Annotated in this window: 22 protein-coding genes and 3 tRNA genes; 8 read left to right on the forward strand and 17 right to left on the reverse strand. The window is 67.6% G+C overall.

Translation table 11 applies throughout. The annotated features are described in order from the left end of the window. Positions 1-75 precede the first annotated feature (75 nt). Together PRL19_RS12995 and PRL19_RS13000 are read right to left on the reverse strand one after the other, a co-directional pair. A complete protein-coding gene (locus PRL19_RS12995) occupies positions 76-1,137 on the reverse strand; it encodes an NUDIX domain-containing protein (RefSeq protein WP_273743216.1) in 1,062 nt (353 codons plus the stop codon). Then, on the reverse strand, positions 1,134-1,991 hold the full coding sequence (locus PRL19_RS13000; protein WP_273743217.1) for a hypothetical protein: 858 nt from the start codon (positions 1,989-1,991) through the stop codon (positions 1,134-1,136). Before PRL19_RS13000 ends, PRL19_RS12995 begins: the two co-directional genes overlap by 4 nt. Before the next feature lie 108 nt (positions 1,992-2,099). Between PRL19_RS13000 and PRL19_RS13005 the strand changes: the two genes are divergently transcribed. Beyond that, positions 2,100-2,189, forward strand: a tRNA-Ser gene (locus tag PRL19_RS13005). Positions 2,190-2,292: 103 nt separating this feature from the next. Here PRL19_RS13005 and PRL19_RS13010 read toward each other — a convergent pair. The 5 genes from PRL19_RS13010 to tig all read right to left on the reverse strand — a co-directional run bounded on the left by PRL19_RS13010 (position 2,293) and on the right by tig (position 4,944). Next, positions 2,293-2,367, reverse strand: a tRNA-Val gene (locus PRL19_RS13010). Between the two features lie 49 nt (positions 2,368-2,416). Next, entirely contained in the window at positions 2,417-2,959 is a 543-nt protein-coding gene (locus PRL19_RS13015) for a histidine phosphatase family protein (protein WP_273743218.1), read from the reverse strand. A gap of 18 nt (positions 2,960-2,977) precedes the next feature. Further along, positions 2,978-3,051 (reverse strand) — tRNA-Gly (locus PRL19_RS13020). A 42-nt stretch (positions 3,052-3,093) separates the two neighbouring features. Beyond that, the gene (locus PRL19_RS13025; protein WP_045980796.1) at positions 3,094-3,513 is read right to left on the reverse strand and encodes a DUF1489 family protein; all 420 of its coding nucleotides are present in this window, start codon (positions 3,511-3,513) and stop codon (positions 3,094-3,096) included. Positions 3,514-3,609: 96 nt separating this feature from the next. Beyond that, the gene (tig, locus tag PRL19_RS13030; protein ID WP_045980797.1) at positions 3,610-4,944 is read right to left on the reverse strand and encodes a trigger factor; all 1,335 of its coding nucleotides are present in this window, start codon (positions 4,942-4,944) and stop codon (positions 3,610-3,612) included. Between the two features lie 156 nt (positions 4,945-5,100). Between tig and selD the strand changes: the two genes are divergently transcribed. Next, positions 5,101-6,162: a selenide, water dikinase SelD gene (selD, locus tag PRL19_RS13035; protein WP_273743219.1), complete on the forward strand. Its 1,062-nt coding sequence runs from the start codon at positions 5,101-5,103 to the stop codon at positions 6,160-6,162. Here selD and PRL19_RS13040 read toward each other — a convergent pair. From PRL19_RS13040 to PRL19_RS13055, 4 genes are all read right to left on the reverse strand, one after another. Further along, positions 6,159-6,656 (reverse strand): phosphatase PAP2 family protein, encoded by a 498-nt coding sequence (locus PRL19_RS13040; protein ID WP_273743220.1) that lies wholly within the window; start codon positions 6,654-6,656, stop codon positions 6,159-6,161. The genes selD and PRL19_RS13040 overlap by 4 nt on opposite strands. Positions 6,657-6,660: 4 nt before the next feature. Next, positions 6,661-7,068 carry a c-type cytochrome gene (locus tag PRL19_RS13045; RefSeq protein ID WP_273743221.1) on the reverse strand — a complete coding sequence of 136 codons (408 nt, stop codon included), beginning with the start codon at positions 7,066-7,068 and terminating at the stop codon, positions 6,661-6,663. Between the two features lie 64 nt (positions 7,069-7,132). After that, positions 7,133-7,798 carry an ABC transporter ATP-binding protein gene (locus PRL19_RS13050; RefSeq protein WP_148912205.1) on the reverse strand — a complete coding sequence of 222 codons (666 nt, stop codon included), beginning with the start codon at positions 7,796-7,798 and terminating at the stop codon, positions 7,133-7,135. Then, entirely contained in the window at positions 7,791-9,086 is a 1,296-nt protein-coding gene (locus PRL19_RS13055) for a lipoprotein-releasing ABC transporter permease subunit (RefSeq protein ID WP_273743222.1), read from the reverse strand. Before PRL19_RS13055 ends, PRL19_RS13050 begins: the two co-directional genes overlap by 8 nt. A gap of 135 nt (positions 9,087-9,221) precedes the next feature. Here PRL19_RS13055 and radA point away from each other — a divergent pair, with 135 nt between their 5' ends. The 3 genes from radA (at position 9,222) to purF (ending at position 12,843) form a co-directional block, all read left to right on the forward strand. Further along, complete coding sequence (gene radA, locus PRL19_RS13060; protein WP_273743223.1) at positions 9,222-10,586, forward strand: DNA repair protein RadA; 1,365 nt, start codon at positions 9,222-9,224, stop codon at positions 10,584-10,586. A 42-nt stretch (positions 10,587-10,628) separates the two neighbouring features. Continuing rightward, positions 10,629-11,222, forward strand: coding sequence for a CvpA family protein (locus PRL19_RS13065; RefSeq protein ID WP_045980780.1), 594 nt, complete (start codon positions 10,629-10,631; stop codon positions 11,220-11,222). Between the two features lie 130 nt (positions 11,223-11,352). Continuing rightward, the gene (gene purF / locus PRL19_RS13070) at positions 11,353-12,843 is read left to right on the forward strand and encodes an amidophosphoribosyltransferase (RefSeq protein ID WP_045980781.1); all 1,491 of its coding nucleotides are present in this window, start codon (positions 11,353-11,355) and stop codon (positions 12,841-12,843) included. A 57-nt stretch (positions 12,844-12,900) separates the two neighbouring features. Here the strand turns inward: purF and PRL19_RS13075 are convergent, their stop codons facing one another. From PRL19_RS13075 to PRL19_RS13090, 4 genes are read right to left on the reverse strand one after another with little or no spacing between them, the layout of a single operon-like run. Then, entirely contained in the window at positions 12,901-13,335 is a 435-nt protein-coding gene (locus PRL19_RS13075; RefSeq protein ID WP_273743224.1) for an NUDIX domain-containing protein, read from the reverse strand. After that, a complete protein-coding gene (locus tag PRL19_RS13080) occupies positions 13,332-14,366 on the reverse strand; it encodes a 5-(carboxyamino)imidazole ribonucleotide synthase (protein WP_273743225.1) in 1,035 nt (344 codons plus the stop codon). Before PRL19_RS13080 ends, PRL19_RS13075 begins: the two co-directional genes overlap by 4 nt. After that, entirely contained in the window at positions 14,359-14,844 is a 486-nt protein-coding gene (gene purE, locus PRL19_RS13085) for a 5-(carboxyamino)imidazole ribonucleotide mutase (protein ID WP_045983048.1), read from the reverse strand. Before purE ends, PRL19_RS13080 begins: the two co-directional genes overlap by 8 nt. Positions 14,845-14,904: 60 nt before the next feature. Then, a complete protein-coding gene (locus PRL19_RS13090) occupies positions 14,905-15,120 on the reverse strand; it encodes a YdcH family protein (RefSeq protein ID WP_045983047.1) in 216 nt (71 codons plus the stop codon). A gap of 122 nt (positions 15,121-15,242) precedes the next feature. On the opposite strand from PRL19_RS13090, the gene PRL19_RS13095 reads away from it, so the two are divergent. From PRL19_RS13095 to PRL19_RS13105, 3 genes are all read left to right on the forward strand, one after another. Continuing rightward, complete coding sequence (locus PRL19_RS13095; protein ID WP_045983046.1) at positions 15,243-15,674, forward strand: hypothetical protein; 432 nt, start codon at positions 15,243-15,245, stop codon at positions 15,672-15,674. Between the two features lie 107 nt (positions 15,675-15,781). Continuing rightward, the gene (locus PRL19_RS13100) at positions 15,782-16,210 is read left to right on the forward strand and encodes an Hsp20 family protein (protein WP_045983045.1); all 429 of its coding nucleotides are present in this window, start codon (positions 15,782-15,784) and stop codon (positions 16,208-16,210) included. Next, complete coding sequence (locus PRL19_RS13105) at positions 16,203-16,430, forward strand: DUF1150 family protein (RefSeq protein WP_273743226.1); 228 nt, start codon at positions 16,203-16,205, stop codon at positions 16,428-16,430. The genes PRL19_RS13100 and PRL19_RS13105 overlap by 8 nt, the downstream gene beginning before the upstream one ends. On the opposite strand, the gene PRL19_RS13110 is transcribed toward PRL19_RS13105, so the two are convergent. Beyond that, positions 16,427-17,227, reverse strand: a complete 801-nt coding sequence (locus PRL19_RS13110; RefSeq protein WP_273743227.1) for a TolB family protein — start codon at positions 17,225-17,227, stop codon at positions 16,427-16,429. The genes PRL19_RS13105 and PRL19_RS13110 overlap by 4 nt on opposite strands. Beyond that, complete coding sequence (locus PRL19_RS13115; protein ID WP_273743228.1) at positions 17,224-18,651, reverse strand: MFS transporter; 1,428 nt, start codon at positions 18,649-18,651, stop codon at positions 17,224-17,226. The genes PRL19_RS13110 and PRL19_RS13115 overlap by 4 nt, the downstream gene beginning before the upstream one ends. Positions 18,652-18,677 lie beyond the last annotated feature (26 nt).

The following is an 18,677-nucleotide window of genomic DNA, read 5'->3' on the forward strand; positions in this document are numbered from 1 at the left end:
CCCTTTGTTCACAGGTGCAGGAGTTTCCATTTACCTATACGCCCCCGGGTTGGAGGGGCAACCCCGCCCTGCCCCTCAGACCTGCGCCCGCAGCCGGTCCCGCCGCGCGTCCAGCCACAGGGACAGGGTGGCCAGCGGCCCATTGGCGATCTGTCCCGCATCCACCAGCGCGGACAGCGTTTCGCGGTCCATCAGGTGGCCGCGAATATCCTCCGCCTCGGAATCCAGCCCGTGGACACCGGCGCAGCCGTCCGGCAAGTCCGCGATGCCGACATAGTGATACAGAAACTCGCACAGCGCGCCGGGGCTGGGATAGGCGTTGAAGGCCGGGATCAGCCGCGTGACCTGCAGCCCCGCTTCCTCCCGCGCCTCGCGCAGGATCGCGGCCTCGGGGGTCTCACCGGCGTCCACGCGACCCGCGACCGGCTCCAGCAGCCATGGCTGCGGATCGCCGCGAAGGGCGGGGGCCATGCGGAACTGCTCGATCACCAGAACGCGGTCGCGGACAGGGTCCCAAGGCAGCATGACGGCAGCATCGCCCGACAGGAACGCCTCGCGGGTCATGGGGGCGGTCTCGCCGCCCTGATGCAGGGCATGGGTCAGCACCTGCCGCTCGACCCCGAAGAACCCCAGGAACGGCTGACTGCGCTGCTGAACGCGCAACGCATCGGCCGGACGCTGCGAGACGATGCCCTGCCCCGACGGCGCCGATGCGCGGGCGCGCAGCCGGCTGCCCGCCCAGATCCCCATCATCGGCAGCCGCCATGCCAGCAGGTCTGCCCCGGTCCCTTCGGGTGCCTGCAGGATCTGGACTGCGATTTCGGCGGCGATCGCGTCACGGTCGACGATCGGGGCGTGATCCGCGGCGGGTCCGGGTCCGATGCCCATGACCTGCATCCCGCCCACCTCCTGCACCGTCAGGCCCATCACCGCGGCATAGCGATCCAGCTGCGGCGTCGGCTGTATGGCCAACCCCGGGACCGACCCCGGCGCAGGCAGCAGCGCGGGCCAGCCGTCAAGCACGACCCCCGCCCGGTGGCCGCCGGTCAGGACACCCGGTACCTCGACGGGCGTTCCGTCAAGGCCCAGCACCGCGCCCAGCTGCGGCTGCGCCAATGCGCCGACGACGACGATCAAAGCTGCTGTCCCTGACCGCGAAGCGCCGCGGCCATGCCCATGTCATATGAGGTATGTCCGAAAACCCGGTCGAACCCCGCAAACAGCAGCTGCGACAGCGCCTGCCCCTCGGCCGATGCGGCGTGCTGGGCATAATCCGCAAGTTCGGCGTCGCTCAGCGGGCCATAGGCCAGCATCAGGAAACCCTGCAGCCAGACCGTCGCCTCCGCCTCGATCTGGTCGCGCTGCGCCCAGGCATCGGCCATCAGCTGCTGCTGATCCGGAGCCATGTCGAACCCGCCCCCTTCGGCATAGCCGCGGGAAAAGGCGATGGCCGCGTTCAGGCCACCCGCGACATTGGGCGCGATCAGGTCCGCCCCGTTGATCAGCTGGACGATCTGTTCCGCACGCGGATCACCGTTGCGCAGGGCGCGGGCAAAGTCCGCCCGGGCCTGATCCTCCACCCCGTCCTCCAGCAGGGCGCGCCGCGCGGACCCCTCCAGGCGGATGACCCGCTGGCCCAGGCCGGACCCATGAAAGGCCAATGCGCGATCCACCAGCTGCGGGTCCATGCGCGCGGCGGCGTCGCGGACGCCCGCCCGGAACAGCGCCTCCATCCGCGGGGTGTCGTGGATTCGCGCGACGACACGGGCCCACGGCAAGCCGCCCCCGGCGATCAGCCCCTCGCCCTCCATCCGGGCGGCCTCGGTCACGGCCTCCTCCTGCAGGATCGGCATCAGCGCGGCTAGGTCCAGGGTGCGCCACATGCGGTCGGCCGGGTCCTGCTGCATCTGCACCAGATGGATGTCCGCAGGCGGCGGCACCGCCGGAGCGGGAGGTGCCAGAACGGCAAGCAATCCCAGAATGGTCAGCATGTCCCGCACCTTTCGCGAAAAATTTCGACGGTCGGGATTTTTTCGTCCAAACCCTCTTGCGCTTCAACCCCCACCCCTCTAATTCCGCGTCACCACACCAAGAAGCGCGGAGAGGTGCCGGAGTGGTCGAACGGGGCGGTCTCGAAAACCGTTGAGCCTGCAAGGGTTCCGTGGGTTCGAATCCCACCCTCTCCGCCATTTTCCATCAGTTCAGTTCCGATGGCCAATGTGGCATTTTTCAATAGAATAGTGCCAATGTCCCATTTTAGGGCCATGCTGTCGTGATGTCCGAATTGATGCATGGTGGCCCGTGAGAGATTCGAACTCCCGACCGGCCCGGTGTAAACGGGACGCTCTACCACTGAGCTAACGGGCCACGCTCGCCGCGCATAAAACCGATTTGGGTACCGCTTGGCAAGGGCGGATCAGACATCATCCGCGTGGCGCGTCACGGTTTCCGCACCGTTGCGGATCACGTGGATGCCGCCTTGGTGAATCACCCCCTGGGCCAGATGCGCGGGGGCTTGGCCCAAGGCAAGGCAGCGCAGCATGCGCAGGGTGATGCCATGGGTCACGACCAGCGTGGGGCCGGTCAGGTCCATCAGGAACGCGCAGCACCGCACCTCCAGTGCGGCGAACCCCTCGCCACCCGGGCAGCGGTCGTACCACGCCAAATCGCCACCGCGGAACAGGTCAGGATGGCTGCGGCGCAGATCGCGCTCCAGGTGCCCCGCAAATTCACCCACGCAAATTTCGGAGAGGCGCGCATCATGCCGGAACCTGTCGCCAAACACGATCCGCGCCGTCTGGTCGGCCCGTCCAAGCGGGCTGGAGACGCAAAAGCCATCGATCCCGCGCGTCAGATGCGCCAGCCATCCGGCCTGACGTATCCCGCGGTCGGACAAGGGGGAATCGCCGCGGCCCTGCAGGCGCCCTTCGACGTTCCACAGCGTCTCGCCATGACGCATCAGATACAGATCGGGAAGTGGAGCGGGTGAAGGGAATCGAACCCTCGTCGTAAGCTTGGGAAGCTTCTGCTCTACCATTGAGCTACACCCGCATCGTTCGTCCGGATAGCGGCTGGCCGCAGTCCCGTCAAGCCTCACCGCAGGCCCATGTCAGCCAAGGCGGCAGCGATGGCGGGGGGCAAGGCCTCCTCCAGCGCGCGGCCTGCGGGCAGGTCCGGTGGCGCATCCGCCGCGGCCAGATAACGCCAGCCTTGGAACGGACGGCGCGGAACGGCCGCAACCCGAACCAGGTCGCGGTCCAGCACGATGCCGCAGCGCTGGATACCGTCGGCACCCTCGACCCGTTCCAGGGTCAGGATGCGCTGGCGGGCCATCATGACGCCCTTGAAAACCCAGAAGATCGACCCGCCTTCCAGCAGCTCCGCCTCGCGCTTGGGCCACATGCGCGTTACGTGACGCGCCGGGCCGGACCCGAACCGGGTCTGCCACGCAGCCAGCTCATCGGGGCCTTCGGCACCCACGCACAGTTTCATCAGGTGAAGGCTTGTCGTCATGGCGATCACCTAGTCGCGCCCGACCCGTCCATCAAGCCCCGAACGCAAAAGGGCCGCATCCGAAGATGCGGCCCCTGCGCGGTCAGTGGACCGAAATCACAGCTCGTCCAGCGCCTCGACGGCCTTTTCCAGCTCTGCCTTGGTCACGGTCTTCTCTTCGACCTTGGCCTTTTCGGCGATCAGGTCGACGACCTTGTCCTCGAAGATCGGCGCGCGCAGCTGCTGCTGGGCGGCCTGGTTCTGCTGGATGAACTCGAAGAACTGACGCTCCTGGCCCGGATACTGACGGGCGGCGCGCAGCACGGCCTGGGTCATCTCCTGGTCGGTCACGGTGACCTCGGCCTTCTGGCCGATCTCGGCCAGCAGCAGGCCAAGACGCACGCGGCGCTCGGCCAGGGTCTTGTGCTCTTCGGTCGGCTCGATGGCATCGTGGTTGTGGCCCTGAACCTCGGGGTTCTCCTCGTGCCACAGCTGGTGCGCGATCTGGGCGGCCTCGGCCTCGACCAGCGACTTGGGCAGGTCGAACTTGACCGCCGCATCCAACTGGTCCAGCAGCGAACGCTTCATGATGGCGCGGGCGGCGCCGGCATACTCGGCCTCCAGACGCTCGGTGATCTGCTTCTTCAGACCGTCCAGGTCGTCGGCGCCGAACTTCTTGGCCAGCTCGTCGTCGATCTCGGCCTCTTTCGGGGCCTTGACCGCCTTGACCGTGCATTCGAAGGTGGCGTCCTTGCCGGCCAGATGCGGTGCGCCGTATTCCTCAGGGAACTTCACCTCGACCTTGACCTCGTCACCGGCCTTCACGCCGACCAGCTGGTCCTCGAAGCCGGGGATGAAGCTGTTCGAACCCAGGACCAGCGGATAGTCCTCGGCCGCGCCGCCCTCGAAGGCCTCGCCGTCGACGAAACCCTTGAAGTCGATGGTGACCTGGTCACCGTCCTTGGCCTTGGAACCTTTCTTGCGGTCCTCGAAGGACTGCGACGACTTGGCCAGGTTCTCCAGCGCTTCGGTGACGGCCGCGTCTTCGGCGGGCACGGTCAGCTTTTCCAGCGACAGCGCGGTCAGGTCGACCTCGGGGATCGCAGGCAGCGTCTCGTAGGTCACGTTGACCACGACGTCGTTGCCCTCTTTCCAGGTTTCGCCGTTCTCCATCTCGACCTTAGGCTGGGCGGCGGGGCGGTCGCCCGACTTCTCCAGGTGGTCCTTCAGCGCGCCGTCGATGGCGTCCTGCATGGCCTCGCCCAGGATGCGCGGGCCGAACTGCTTCTTCAGCATCGCCATGGGCACCTTGCCCTTGCGAAAGCCCTTCATCTCGACTTCCGGCTGAGCTTCTTTCAGCTTGGCGTCGACGGCTTTGGCCAGGTCTGCTGCGGGCAGCGTGAACTGATACCCGCGCTGAAGACCGTCGTTCTGCGTTTCCTTGACCTGCATCATCGTCCTCATAGAAAGAAGGGCCACCGATCCGGCGGCCTGAAAATTTGAGCCGTTCTAGTCGCCGTGCCGCTGGCCTGCAAGCAGATTGCGGTCACCCGGCGCTGGAACATCCCCGCCGCCGCGCTATGCTGCGTCCAACCGACAGGAGTCCCCATGACCGCCACCGACATGCAAGAACCGCGCCTGACATCCCTGGCCCATGGCGGCGGCTGCGGCTGCAAGATCGCGCCGGGCGTCCTGTCGAACCTGCTGCGGGGCAGCGCCGCCCTGCCCGTCCCGCCCGAACTGCTGGTGGGGATCGAGACGTCGGACGATGCGGCCGTCTACAAGCTGAACGACCGGCAGGCGCTGGTGGCGACGACCGACTTCTTCATGCCCGTGGTGGACGATCCGCATGATTTCGGTCGCATCGCGGCGACCAACGCCATCAGCGACGTCTATGCGATGGGCGCGACACCCATCCTGGCGCTGGCGGTGGTGGGCATGCCGATCAACGCGATCTCTCATGCGACGATCGCGGCGATCCTGGATGGCGGCGCTTCGATCTGCCGCGAAGCGGGCATCCCCATCGCCGGCGGCCACACCATCGATTCGGTCGAGCCGATCTATGGCCTCGTGGCCTTGGGCCTGATCGACCCTGCCCTTCTGAAGCGCAATGCCGAGGCACAGCCGGGCGACCTGTTGGTGCTGGGCAAGCCACTGGGTGTCGGGGTCATGTCGGCGGCGCTGAAGAAGGGTCAACTGGATGACCAGGGCTATGCCCGCATGATCGAGGTCACGACCAAGCTGAACCGCCCCGGCCCGGACCTTGCCGCCATCGAGGGCGTGCATGCGATGACCGATGTCACCGGCTTTGGTCTGGGCGGCCACGGGTTGGAGATGGCGCGCGGATCGGGCTGCGATCTGATGATCGACTGGTCCGCCGTGCCGCGCCTGCCGGGCATCGACGCGCTGATCGCTGCGGGCCATGTCACGGGCGCCTCGGGCCGCAACTGGGCCAGCTACGGCGAGGGCGTGGCCCTGCCGCAGGGCTTCGGCGATGCCGAACGCGCGCTGCTGACCGATCCGCAGACCAGCGGCGGGCTGATGGTCGCCTGCGCGCCGGACGCGCTGGAGGCGGTGCAGGCGGCCTTTGCGCGCCACGGTTTCGCGGATGCCGCCGTCATCGGCGAGGTCGGCCCGCGCAGCGACGCGCCCCGCGTCATTCTGCGCTAAAAGCGCAGGCCGACGCTGATCGCGGCCCCTTCGGAGCCGATGCCAAAACTGGCCGCGCCGAAGCTGATCCCGATCAGCGCACCGGCCAGCGCCTGATCGGCCGTATGTTCGCCTGCCTGCACGCGGCTGAAAGCGGTCAGCCCTGCGGCGCCATAGGCGGCGGCGCCCAAAGCGGGATCGTCCTCCCAGCACTTGCCGGCCAGATCCGCGGCCCCGAACCCGACGGCGGCGGAATGTCCCGACGGGAAGCCCCGCCCCTCTCCGGTCGGACGGGTGCCCAGGGGCGATCCGTCGAACACCGCCTTGAGGCCCAGCACCACTGCCGCCTGCAGGGCACCGCGCACGGCGAAATCTTCCAGCCGATCCTGATCGGCCGCGCAGACGGCGGCCGCCAGCGGCAGCGCATATTTCATCGTGGTCCCGAACCGTTCCAGCCCGTCAGCACCCGCAGGCACGGCCAGCATGCAGGTCAGCCCGACAATTGCCGCGCGCATGGCTTTAGCGCTGCAGGGTCTGGAGGTAATCCGCCAGCGCGACCAACCGCGCCGGCGTGGCGAGGCGCTGGCCCGAGCCATCGTCATACATGACGACCGGCCCCTCGCGCAGGACCTCAAAGATCGGCATGTGCGATTCGCTGCGCCCCATCGTGTATCCGACCAGCTGGCCCATCACGCGGGTCTTGGGGAAGACGCCCCCATCCTGTGCGGCCAGCATGGTCAGGTCTGCGGGTGCGGGCACCATGCCCACGGCGGCGGGCCCGTTGCCCCGCCCGCCCGGCCCGTGACAGCTTGCACAGTAATCCGCGTAATCGCGCGCCGCGCCCGTCGGTTGCGCCTCGGGCGCGCAGGCGGCGACCAGCCCCGCCAGCGCCAATCCCGCCGCCCCTGCCATCATCACTGCCCGCATCGTCCGTGCCCCCGTCGGTTGTCGTTTGGTCCAGCATGCACCCGCGCGCGGGGCGGTGCAACGATCAGGCGGCGGTCAGGCGCACCACACGGTCCATCCGTGCGGCCAGGGCATGGTTGTGCGTGGCGATCAGCGCCGACAGGCCGGTATCGCGCACCAGACCCATCAGCACGTCAAAGACCCTGTCCGACGTCTCGGGGTCTAGGTTGCCCGTGGGTTCGTCTGCCAGCAGCAACGCGGGCTGGTTCGCCAGCGCCCGGCAAAAGGCCACGCGCTGCTGCTCTCCGCCCGACATCTGCGCGGGGCGGTGATCCGCGCGATGCGCCAGGCCGACGCGGTTCAGCAGGTCGGCGGCCCGGGCCTGCGCGTCACGGGGGGCTGTGCCATTGGCAAGCTGCGGCAGGACGATGTTCTCGGCCGCGCTGAATTCGGGCAGCAGGTGGTGGAACTGATAGACGAAGCCCAGCTCCTGCCGCCGCGCCTCGGTCCGCGCGCGGTCCGGCAGGCCGGTCATGTCGCGCCCGGCCAGCCAGACGCGTCCCGCATCGGGTGTGTCCAACAGCCCCGCGATATGCAGCAACGTCGATTTCCCGGCCCCCGACGGGGCGACCAGCGCCACGACCTCTCCGCGCGCGACGGTCAGGTCCAGGCCGTCCAGCACCGTCACCGGTGCGGGACCGTCCTTGGCATAGGTCTTGCCCACGCCTTCCAGCCGCAACACGTCACTCATAGCGCAGGGCCTCCACCGGGTTCATACGCGCGGCGCGGCGCGCGGGAAAGATCGTCACGACAAAGGACAGCGTCAGCGACAGCGCCACCGCGCGGAAGATGTCCCAGGCCCGCAGGTCGGCGGGCAGACGATAGATGCCGCGCACCTCGGGCTGCCACGCGCCCCCCCCGGTCAGCGCGTTCAGGGCCGCCATGATGTTGTCCACGTTCAGCGCCAGGGCCACGCCCAGGATCACCCCCGCGATCGTGCCTATGATGCCGGTGAAGGCCCCGCACAGGAAGAAGACCCGCAGAATCGACCCTTCGGTCAGGCCCATCGTGCGCAGGATGCCGATGTCGCGGCCCTTGTTCTTGACCAGCATGATCAACCCGGAGGTGATGTTCATCGACGCGATCAGGACCAGCACCGACAGGATCACGAACATCACGTCGTCCTCCATGTCCAGCGCGGACAGGAACGACCCGGAACTGTCGCGCCAGGACCAGGTCTGCGCGCCCTCTCCGGCGGCGCGCATCAGGGGCAGCGTCCAGTCGTCCACGCGTTCGGGGTCGTCGACGAAGACCTCGATCTCGTCCGCGACACCCTCTCGGTTGAAATAGGACTGTGCCTCGGCAAGGGGCATGTAGACCCGCGTGCGGTCGATGTCATAACGCCCGGCGCTGAAGATATAGGTCACCTCATAGGCGTTCACCCGCGGGGTCGTGCCCATTGCGGTGCGCGCGCCCTCCGGCGCGATCAGGCGAATGCGGTCGCCCACCCCCACGCCCAGCTCGCGGGCGATGCCAGAGCCGATGGCGATGCCCTGATCGAACCGCGCAAGGTCACCCTCGGACGTGGCGGGATCGACGATCCGGGGCATCGCCTCCAGGTCGGCCCGCGTGACGCCGAACACCTCGGCCACATTGGAGGAGTCGTTGGCGCTGGCCATCACCTGGCCCTTGATGATCGCCGCGGTGCGGGTGACGCCCGGAACCTCAGCCAGCCGCGCGGCCATGGCCTCATAGTCGGCGATCCGACCGGGTACGACATAGACGTCGTCGGTGAACTCGTTGGTGATGGTCTGCGGCGCCATGTAGACGGTCGTGTGCGCGTTCGCGCCCAAGATCGTGTCCACGAACTCGGCCCGGAAGCCCGCGCGGACGGCCAGCGTGGCGATCAGCGCCATGACGCCCAGGGCGATGCCGATCAGGCTGATCCAGGTCATGACGCTGACGCCGCCCTCGGCGCGCCGCGCCCGCAGGTACCGCCATGCGATCATGAATTCGAAACGCGAAAAGCCTATCGCCATGGTCCAAGCCCCTGAATTTCCGCCCGGACCCTGCCCCCGCCGACCCCGAAATTCAAGCCGACAAAGGCGTGAATGCCTTGCATTCGTGCTAATACCCACCTTGCGACGCCCGCGCCCCGGTGCGACATGAGGGGCATGGCAAAAGCGACAACAGCGTTCACCTGCACCGCCTGCGGCGCCGCCCACAAGAAATGGGCCGGGCGCTGCGACGCCTGTGGCGCCTGGAACACCATCATCGAGGAAGCGCCCCTGTCCCAGGGCCCCGGCCGGGGACTGGGCGCGGCAAAGGGTCGGGCCGTGCCCCTGTCGGGCCTTTCGACCAGCGAACCGCCCCCGCCCCGCTTCCTGTCGGGCATCGACGAGCTGGACCGCGTGCTGGGCGGTGGCCTGGTTCCCGGCTCGGCACTGCTGGTCGGCGGCGATCCGGGCATCGGCAAGTCGACGATCCTGCTGCAGGCAGCCGCGGCGTTTTCGCGTGCGAACTATCAGGCGATCTATTTTTCGGGCGAGGAGGCCAGCGCACAGGTGCGGATGCGCGCCGTGCGCCTCGGGCTGGCCGAGGCACCGATGCGCCTGGGAGCCGAGACGAACCTCAGGAACATCCTGACCACGCTGGACGCCGAACGCCCCGACGTAGCGGTGATCGATTCGATCCAGACCCTATGGTCCGACACAGTCGAGGCCGCACCGGGCAGCGTGGCACAGGTCCGCGCCGCCGCCCACGAGCTTGTGACATTCGCCAAAAGCCGCGGTGTCGCGGTGATCCTGGTGGGGCATGTCACCAAGGACGGTCAGATCGCGGGCCCCCGCGTGGTCGAGCACATGGTCGATTGTGTCCTGTATTTCGAAGGCGAACGCGGCCACCAGTTCCGCATCCTGCGCAGCGTCAAGAACCGCTTTGGCCCGTCCGGAGAGATCGGCGTGTTCGAGATGACCGGCAGCGGCCTGGCCGAGGTCACGAACCCGTCTGCGCTGTTCCTGTCGGAACGCGGCCAGCCCATCGCCGGCAGCGCGGTCTTTGCGGGCATCGAGGGCACCCGCCCGGTCCTGACAGAGGTTCAGGCGCTGGTGGCGCCATCGACGCTTGCCAGCCCCCGCCGGACCGTCGTGGGCCTGGACAGCGGCCGCGTCAGCACGATCCTGGCGGTCCTTGAGGCACGCTGCGGGATACCCTTCGCGGGGCTGGACGTGTTCCTGAACGTCGCAGGCGGCATGAAGGTCGCGGAACCCGCGGCAGACCTGGCCATCGCCGGCGCGCTTCTGTCGGCGCGCGAGGATAACGCCCTGCCTCCGGAGGCCGTGCTTTTCGGCGAAATCAGCCTGTCGGGGGCGCTGCGCCCCGTGTCGCAGACCGAAAACAGGTTGAAAGAGGCGCAGAAACTTGGTTTTTCACAGGCTATCCTGCCCGACGCCTCCAAGGTTGAGGGCCAGTCGGGGATGTCCCTTCGGCGCATCACCGATCTGACCGCATTTGTGGGCGAGGTCTTCGGCGCCGGCTGAACCGCCTGATACTGAACGACAACCGGCGCAAGGGGCGGTTTTATGGACGGATTTACGATCATTGATGCGGTGGTGGCGGCTGTCATCATCCTGTCGGCCATCCTGGCGTGGTCGCGCGGTTTCGTGCGCGAATCGCTGGCGATCCTGGGCTGGATCGGGGCGGCCGTGCTGGCCTTCCTGTTTGCACCCACGGTACGGCCGATGGTGGCGCAGCTGCCGGTGCTGGACCGCTTCATGGGCGACAGCTGCGAGCTGGCGACGATCGCGGGCTTTGCCGTCGTCTTCGCGCTGGCGCTGGTGATCTTCTCGATCATCACGCCGCTATTCTCCTCGGTCGTGCAACGCTCGGCCCTGGGTGGCGTGGACCAGGGGATGGGTTTCCTGTTCGGCGTGGCGCGCGGCATCCTGCTGGTCGCGATCGCCTTCATCGTCTATGACCGCGTGATGACCACGCAGGACGTCCCGATGGTCGAGAATTCGCGGTCTGCCCAGGTCTTCGAGCGCATGCGCGGCCAGATGGACGACCAGATTCCCGCCGACGCGCCCGGCTGGATCGTGACCCGCTATGAACAGATGGTCATGGGCTGCACCGCCACCGGCACCCCCGTCACGACCGAAGCACCCGCCGCGAACTGATCCGCCATGACAGGCAGATGACGAAAAAGCGCCCCTGCGGAACCGCGGGGGCGTGACTTTGTCGGCCGTCGGCACTACATGTCCCCCGACAGCACGACGACATCAGCCCCCACAGATCGAGGCCCGCGCGATGCAACCTTTCCTGGCCCATCCGTTCGATTCGGACCGTCTGCACGAGGAGTGCGGCATCTTTGGCGCGATCGGCGTAGTCGATGCCTCGAACTTCGTGGCCCTGGGGCTGCATGCGCTGCAGCACCGCGGACAGGAAGCGGGCGGCATCGTCGCCCACCATCCCGACTTCGGCTTCAACAGCGCCCACCGGTTCGGCTATGTCCGTGACAATTTCACGAAGCCCGACCTGATGGCGACGCTGCCGGGACAGCTGGCCATCGGCCATGTCCGCTATTCCACCGCCGGAACTAAGGCCAACACTGCGATTCGCGACGTGCAGCCGTTCTTCGGCGAGTTCCACATGGGCGGCTGCGCGATCGCGCATAACGGCAACATCACCAATGCCGCCGCCCTGCGCCGCGAACTGATCGAGCGCGGCTCGATCTTCCAGTCGTCGTCGGACAGCGAATGCATCATTCACCTGATGGCCCGGTCGATCCAGCGCAACATCCCCGAGCGGATGAAGGACGCGCTGCGCCGGGTCGAGGGCGCGTTCAGCGTCATCGCCATGACCCGCACCAAGCTGATCGGCGTCCGCGACGCCTTGGGCGTGCGTCCGCTGGTGCTGGGCCGCGTGGGCGAGGACGGATACGTCCTGGCGTCAGAGACCTGCGCGCTGGACATCATCGGCGCCGAATTCCTGCGCGAGATCGAGCCCGGAGAGATGGTTGTCATCTCCAAGGGCCAGATCGAATCGTCGCGGCCCTTCGGCCCGTCGACCGGGCGGTTCTGCATCTTTGAGCACGTGTATTTCTCGCGCCCCGATTCGATCATCGGCGGCCGGTCGGTCTATGAGACCCGCCGCCAGATCGGCGTGGAACTGGCCCGCGAGGCACCGGTTGAGGCCGACCTGGTCTGCCCGGTCCCCGACAGCGGCACGCCCGCGGCGATCGGCTTTGCGCAGGAGTCGGGCATTCCCTATGGCATGGGAATCATCCGCAACCAGTACATGGGCCGCACTTTCATCGAGCCCACCGACCAGATCCGCAATATGGGCGTCCGGCTGAAGCTGAACGTGAACCGGGCACTGATCCGCGGCAAGCGGGTCGTGCTGGTCGACGACAGCGTGGTCCGCGGCACCACCAGCCGGAAGATAAAGGACATGATCCTCGATGCGGGCGCGGCCGAGGTGCATTTCCGGATCGCGTCGCCCCCGACCGCCTGGCCTTGCTTCTATGGCGTGGACACGCCCGACCGCGACAAGCTGCTGGCGGCGAACATGTCGCCGGAACAGATGCGCGAATGGATCGGCGTCGACAGCCTGTCCTTCGTGTCGCTGGACGGGCTGTACCGCGCGGCGGGCGAGGCCGCGGGCCGCGACCCGCAGGCGCCCCGCTATTGCGACGCCTGTTTTTCCGGCGACTATCCGGTGGCGCCCTTCGATCAGCTGGAGCGCGGCTTCCGCATGAAGGTCGGATCCGAGACCGCGGTCAAGCAAGCCGCCGAGTAGTTGCGTCCCGCGACGGCCGGGGGGCCAGCCCCCCGGACCCCCCGCCGTGGTTCCGCATCAGCCGACGATCCGCTCCAGCGGGTCGTATCGTGCCGTGCCATCTCCCCAGATCGCATCGCCCAGCATATCGGGCTTGTGCCTAAGCGTGGTCAGTTCGGCACGGGTGACCCATCGCGCACGGTTCACGACGCCTTCGGGATCGGCCAGCGTCAACACGTCGGGCCCTGTCAGCGTGGCGCGGAAATGCACCTCGACCTGGTGAAACCGCCGGGAGGGGTCGTGGAATTCGTTCACCAGGAAGGGATCACCGACGGCGATGCTCAGGCCCATCTCCTCCAAAACCTCGCGCGCCAGATTGTCGGGCAGCGAGGCGTGCGGTTCGACCCCGCCGCCCGGCAGGCACCACAGGTCGGACTGCTGCCCCGGATAGGCATTCACCACCAGCACGCGATCGCGATGGATGATCGCGGCACGCACCGCCAGTCGGATCATCCGGCGATCCGGTTCACGTGGCCCATCTTGCGGCCCGGCCGCGCCTGCCCCTTGCCATAGAGGTGAACCTGCGTCCGGGGCTGTGCCAGCAGCGCGGGCACACGGTCCATGTCGTCGCCGATCAGGTTCTCCATCACGACGTCCACATGACGCTTGCCGTCGCCCAAGGGCAGTCCTGCCACGGCGCGGATATGCTGTTCGAACTGGTCGACCGCGCAGCCGGCCTGCGTCCAGTGGCCGGAATTGTGCACGCGGGGCGCGATCTCGTTCACGATCAGACCCTCCGGGGTCACGAACAGCTCGACCCCCAGCACGCCGACATAATCCAGCGCGTTGGCGATGCGCGCGGCGATCAGCACCGCGTCGGTGGTCACCCGCCCGGGCAGGCCGCATGGCACCGTGGTGGTGCGCAGGATGCCGCCCTCATGGACGTTCAGGCCCGGATCGAAAGCCGCCACCTGGCCATCGGTGCCGCGTGCGATGATCACGCTGATCTCGGCAGTGAAGTCGACGAACCCCTCCAGGACCGACGGTGCGCCGGTCCAGTCGGCCGGACCCTCTCCGATGCGCACCTGCCCCTTGCCGTCATAGCCCATGCGGCGGGTCTTGAGGATCGACGGGCGACCGATCCGCGCGATGGCGTCGTCCAGCGCGCCCTGAACCGGCACGTCGGCAAAGGGCGCGACGGTCAGGCCGATGTCGGTCAGGAAGGTCTTTTCGGTCAACCGGTCCTGCGATACCGCAAGCGCGCGCCGCCCCGGGCGGATGGGGCGCAGGCTTTCCAGCAGATCCAGTGCGCTGGTCGGCACATTCTCGAATTCATAGGTGATGACGTCGACGCTGTCCGCAAAGGCCCGCAGCGCGGCCTCGTCCTCATAGGGGGCGGTCGTCACGCGCCAGGCGACGTCACCCGCAGGGGCGGCGCCCGGTTCGAAGATGTGACAGCGCAGGCCAAGGCGGCTTGCGGCCGCCGACAGCATCCGGCCCAGCTGGCCGCCGCCCAGGATCCCGATGGTACGGACCTCAGTCATCGGCGGGCTCCTCGGGGATCGAGGCCGACAGCGCCATGCGCCAGTCGTCCAGCCGCTGCGCCAGTGCCGGGTCGTTCAGCGCCAGAATGCCCGCGGCCATCAGCCCCGCATTGGCGGCACCCGCCGCCCCGATCGCCATCGTGGCGACCGGATAGCCCTTGGGCATCTGCACGATCGAATACAGCGAATCGACGCCGGACAGCGCTTTGGTCTGGATCGGCACCCCGATCACCGGGACGCGGGTCTTGGACGCCATCATGCCGGGCAGATGGGCCGCGCCCCCTGCCCCCGCGATGATCACGCGCAGTCCACGCCCGACCGCCGACTTGCCATAGTCCCACAGCCGATCCGGGGTGCGGTGCGCGCTGACGATGCGTGTGTGATAGGGCACGCCCAGTTCGTCCAGGATCTGTGCCGCCTCGCGCATGGTCGGCCAGTCGGACTGGCTGCCCATGATGATTCCCACCGCTTCGGTCATCTGTCGTCCCCGTATTGTGCGCCGCGTGCCTGTCCTAGCGCGGGTCCGCGCGGGTCGCAATCAGGCGATGATGTCTGGGGTCAGCTCATCCTCCAGTCGGGCGATGCGATCCTTCAGCGACAATTTCTGCTTCTTCAACCGCTGCAAGGCGACGGAGGCGGTCAGCTGGCCCTGAAGGGCGGCGATGGCCTCGTCCAGGTCGCGATGCTCGCAGCGCAGGGCCGCAAGACGGGCGCGGCTGATCTCGTCGTGGTTCATCGAATGCTGCATGTTCATCGGGCGGGCTCTTGGGAAATGCCGTGGTTCCGACTTATAGCGCGTCGCGCGGCATCTGTTAAGCTGGCATGGACAAACCGCGCGGCTCACGCCATCGTGAGGGTGTGTTCCGGAGGGTTGCCATGTCGCGGCTTGCCACCATCCTTGCGCTGATGATCGCCGGCCCCGCCGCGGGCCAGTCCGATGGCGATGTCACCTGGAACACGGGGCGCCTGCCCGACGGGCCCGGCCACGCCGCCGAGATCGCCTATGAGGGACGCAGGCTCAGCTATGTCTGCCGGCCCGGCGATGCGGGACGGCTGGTGATCGACGGGATGGGACAGACCGACGATCCGATCGTCGTCCTGGTCGACGGACAGCGGATCGCCGTACCGTCCGACATGACGAACGGCGTCCATTCGATCGCCGCCGATCCCGGATCGCAGCTGTTGTCGGCGCTGACCGGGGGGCGGCAGGTCACCCTGCTGGCCGGGCCGGTGACCCTCAGCCTGCCGTTGGAGGGGTCTCGGCGCGCGATCGGACAGGCGATGGAGGCCTGCGACCTTCGGCCCTGACAGCGCGGATCTTGCAAATCGATGCCGTCCTTTCCATATCTTGGGCAGGACGGGGGCCGCCGCAACGGGGCCCCGGACCTGCAGTCGCTGCAACGCAAAGGGCTGAGATGACGAAGATTTCCTTAGGGGCACATCCCTATCTGCTGGGGTTCGACCAGCTTGAACGCCTGGTGGAACGGGCCTCCAAGGGGGCCGAGGGCTATCCGCCCTATAACATCGAACACCTGCCGCCCGATGCCTTCCGCATCACCCTGGCCGTCGCCGGCTTTGCCGAGGACGACCTGGCCATCACGACCGAGGACCGCCAGCTGGTGATCCGCGGCCGGCAACCCGAACCGGACGACGCCCGCGTCTATCTGCATCGCGGCATTGCCGCCCGCGCCTTCCAACGCAGCTTCGTGCTGGCCGACGGGGTCGAGGTGACGTCCGCCGCGATGGAAAACGGGCTTCTGCATATCGACCTGCGCCGGGTGAACCCGCAGCAGGTCGTCAAGACCATTCCGATCAGCCGCAAGCAAGGGGATCATCATGGATAGTAAATTCGATTTCGGAGGCGGTACGTCCGCCCAGACCGTCTACATTCGGCAGGTCGCCGCCGCGACCCTGCCCCGCGACGTCCAAGACGAACTGCCCGGCGTTCAGACCCTGTACGCCGTTCACGACACCGACGGCGAACGGCTTGCCCTGGTCCAGGACCGTGCCCTGGCCTTCACCCTGGCGCGCAAGAACGAGCTGCGGCCCGTCAGCGTCCATTAGGCATAGCGCATAAACGCGAAGGCCCGCCCATCGGGCGACCAGCAGGGCACGTTCAGCGTGCCCTGCCCACCGAACAGGTCGCACAGCTTGCGCCGTTCCGTCCCGTCCGGCGCCATGATCCACAGGGACACGTCCCGGTCGCGCGGATGTTCCAGCGTCCCGGGCGCATAGGCCAGATAGACGACATGGCGCCCGCAGGGCGATGGATGCGGGAACCAGTTCACCGAATCGTCGCGAAAGACCGGCGCGGCGTCCAATCCATCGACGCGCATCTTCCAGATCTGCGCATGACCGGTCGCGTCGCTGTTGAACCAGATCCAGTTGCCACACGCACTGAAATCGGGACCGTCATGATGGGCGACGTCCGGGGTCAGCACCCGTTCGCCGCTGCCATCCATGGCGCAGGTGGCGATGCGCACCACGCGGTCGCCCCGCGCGCAGGCATAGACCAGCCGGTCGCCATGCGCGCCGTGCCACCAGCTTGGGCGCTGCGTGCCCACCGGTTGGGTGGCCGCGCCGTCCCAGACATGCATCCCGGCCCCGGTCCCGTCATGTGCGGTAAAGATCACCCGCCCGTCGGGCAGAAAGCCGTGGTCGTTGTTGCACCGTTCGGCGCAGCCGGTCTGCAGCAGCTGCAGGCCGTCGGCATCGGCGCGCCACAGGCGCCCCTCTCCGTTCACAAGAAACCAGCCGTCAGGGTGCCAGTTCGGCGCCTCGATCAGCATCGGGGTGCGCAGGATCACGCGGGACTGCCCGGTGGCGACATCCCAGACCTCCAGGGACGACCGCCAGCTCATGGCGTCACCGCCCTACGGTCACCGCGCCATTGGCGCAGCGCCAGCACCGTCAGGATCGCCGCAAAGACGCAGATCTGATAGGACAGCGCGTGGCCGATGGCCGCGGCATGGTCCTGATCAACGCGCAGGCGGACAAAGAACAGGCTGCTGACAATGGCAATACCGATGGCCGCGCCGATCTGCTGAAACGCCTGCATCCCGCCGGTCGCTGCCCCCGCAATGCGCCCCGGCACGTCACGCAGCACCAGTTGGAACAGCGGAGAGATCGCCAGACCCATCCCCAGGCCGTTCATCGCCAAAGGCCCGGCCAGCGTAGCGGGGCCAAGATCGGCAGGCGGGTGGCCCGCCGCGTGGCGCAACCAGATCATCCCGGCCAGCATCACCGCCGCGCCCAGGGCGACCCGCCCCACCAGCGCCCGCGTCCCGAACCGCCCCGTGACATAGCTGCCCAGCATGATGCCCAATGGGAACGGCGCCGTGGCGATGCCCGATTCCAGCGGCGTAAGGCCAAAGCCTGTCTGGAAATAGATGGCCAGAACCAGAAACATTCCCGGAATGGCCGAGAAATGCAGCATCACAACCGTCACCCCGGACAGAAAGCCCCGATCCCGCAGCAGCACCATCGGCAGCAGCTGTTCCCGACCCTCTGCCTCCAGCGCGTGCTGGCGCCGTAGGAACAGCGCCCCGACGGGGATCGCCGCGACCAGGGTGACCAGCGTCCACCACGGCCAGCCCAGCAGCGGTCCCTCGATCATCGGCAGGACAACCAGCGTGATGGCCAGACCGAACAGGCCGACGCCCCACCAGTCGATCGCCATGTCGCGCGACGATTCCAGTCGCGGGATCAGCCAGAACCCCGCCAATACGACTAGCAGCCCCACCGGCAGGTTGACCAGGAAGATGGGCCGCCATTCAAGCCCGTAAAGGTTCCCGCTGATCAGCACGCCGCCCAGCAGCGGCCCCGTGACCGCGCCCAGGCTGATGACCACGCCCGCCAGCGCGAATGCCTTGGCCTTCTGTTCGGGGGGAAAGATCACGTGCATGATCGCCATGACCTGCGGCACCATCATCGCCCCGCCGATGCCCTGCAGCGCACGCGCGCCGATCAGGACGTTGATGTCGGGCGCCAACCCGCACAGGACGGATGCCAGCGTGAACAGCCCCACGCCCGACAGGAACAGCCGCTTGCGTCCCAGCTTGTCCCCGAAGCGTCCGCAGGGCAGCAGGCCCACCGCAAAGGCCAGCACATAGGCCGCCGAGATCCATTCGATCTGCGTCTCGCTGGCGCCAAGATCGGTGCGGATCGAGGGCAGCGCGACGTTGACGATGCTGACATCAATCAGGTTCATGAAATTGCCCATCAGCAATAGCACGGTTGCGGCCCAGGGGTTGACGCCCTTGGGCGGGCTGGCGGGATGGGGCATCGGGCAACTCCGTTGACGGTCAGCGC

Source organism: Paracoccus marcusii, from assembly GCF_028621715.1.
Taxonomy (GTDB): domain Bacteria; phylum Pseudomonadota; class Alphaproteobacteria; order Rhodobacterales; family Rhodobacteraceae; genus Paracoccus; species Paracoccus marcusii.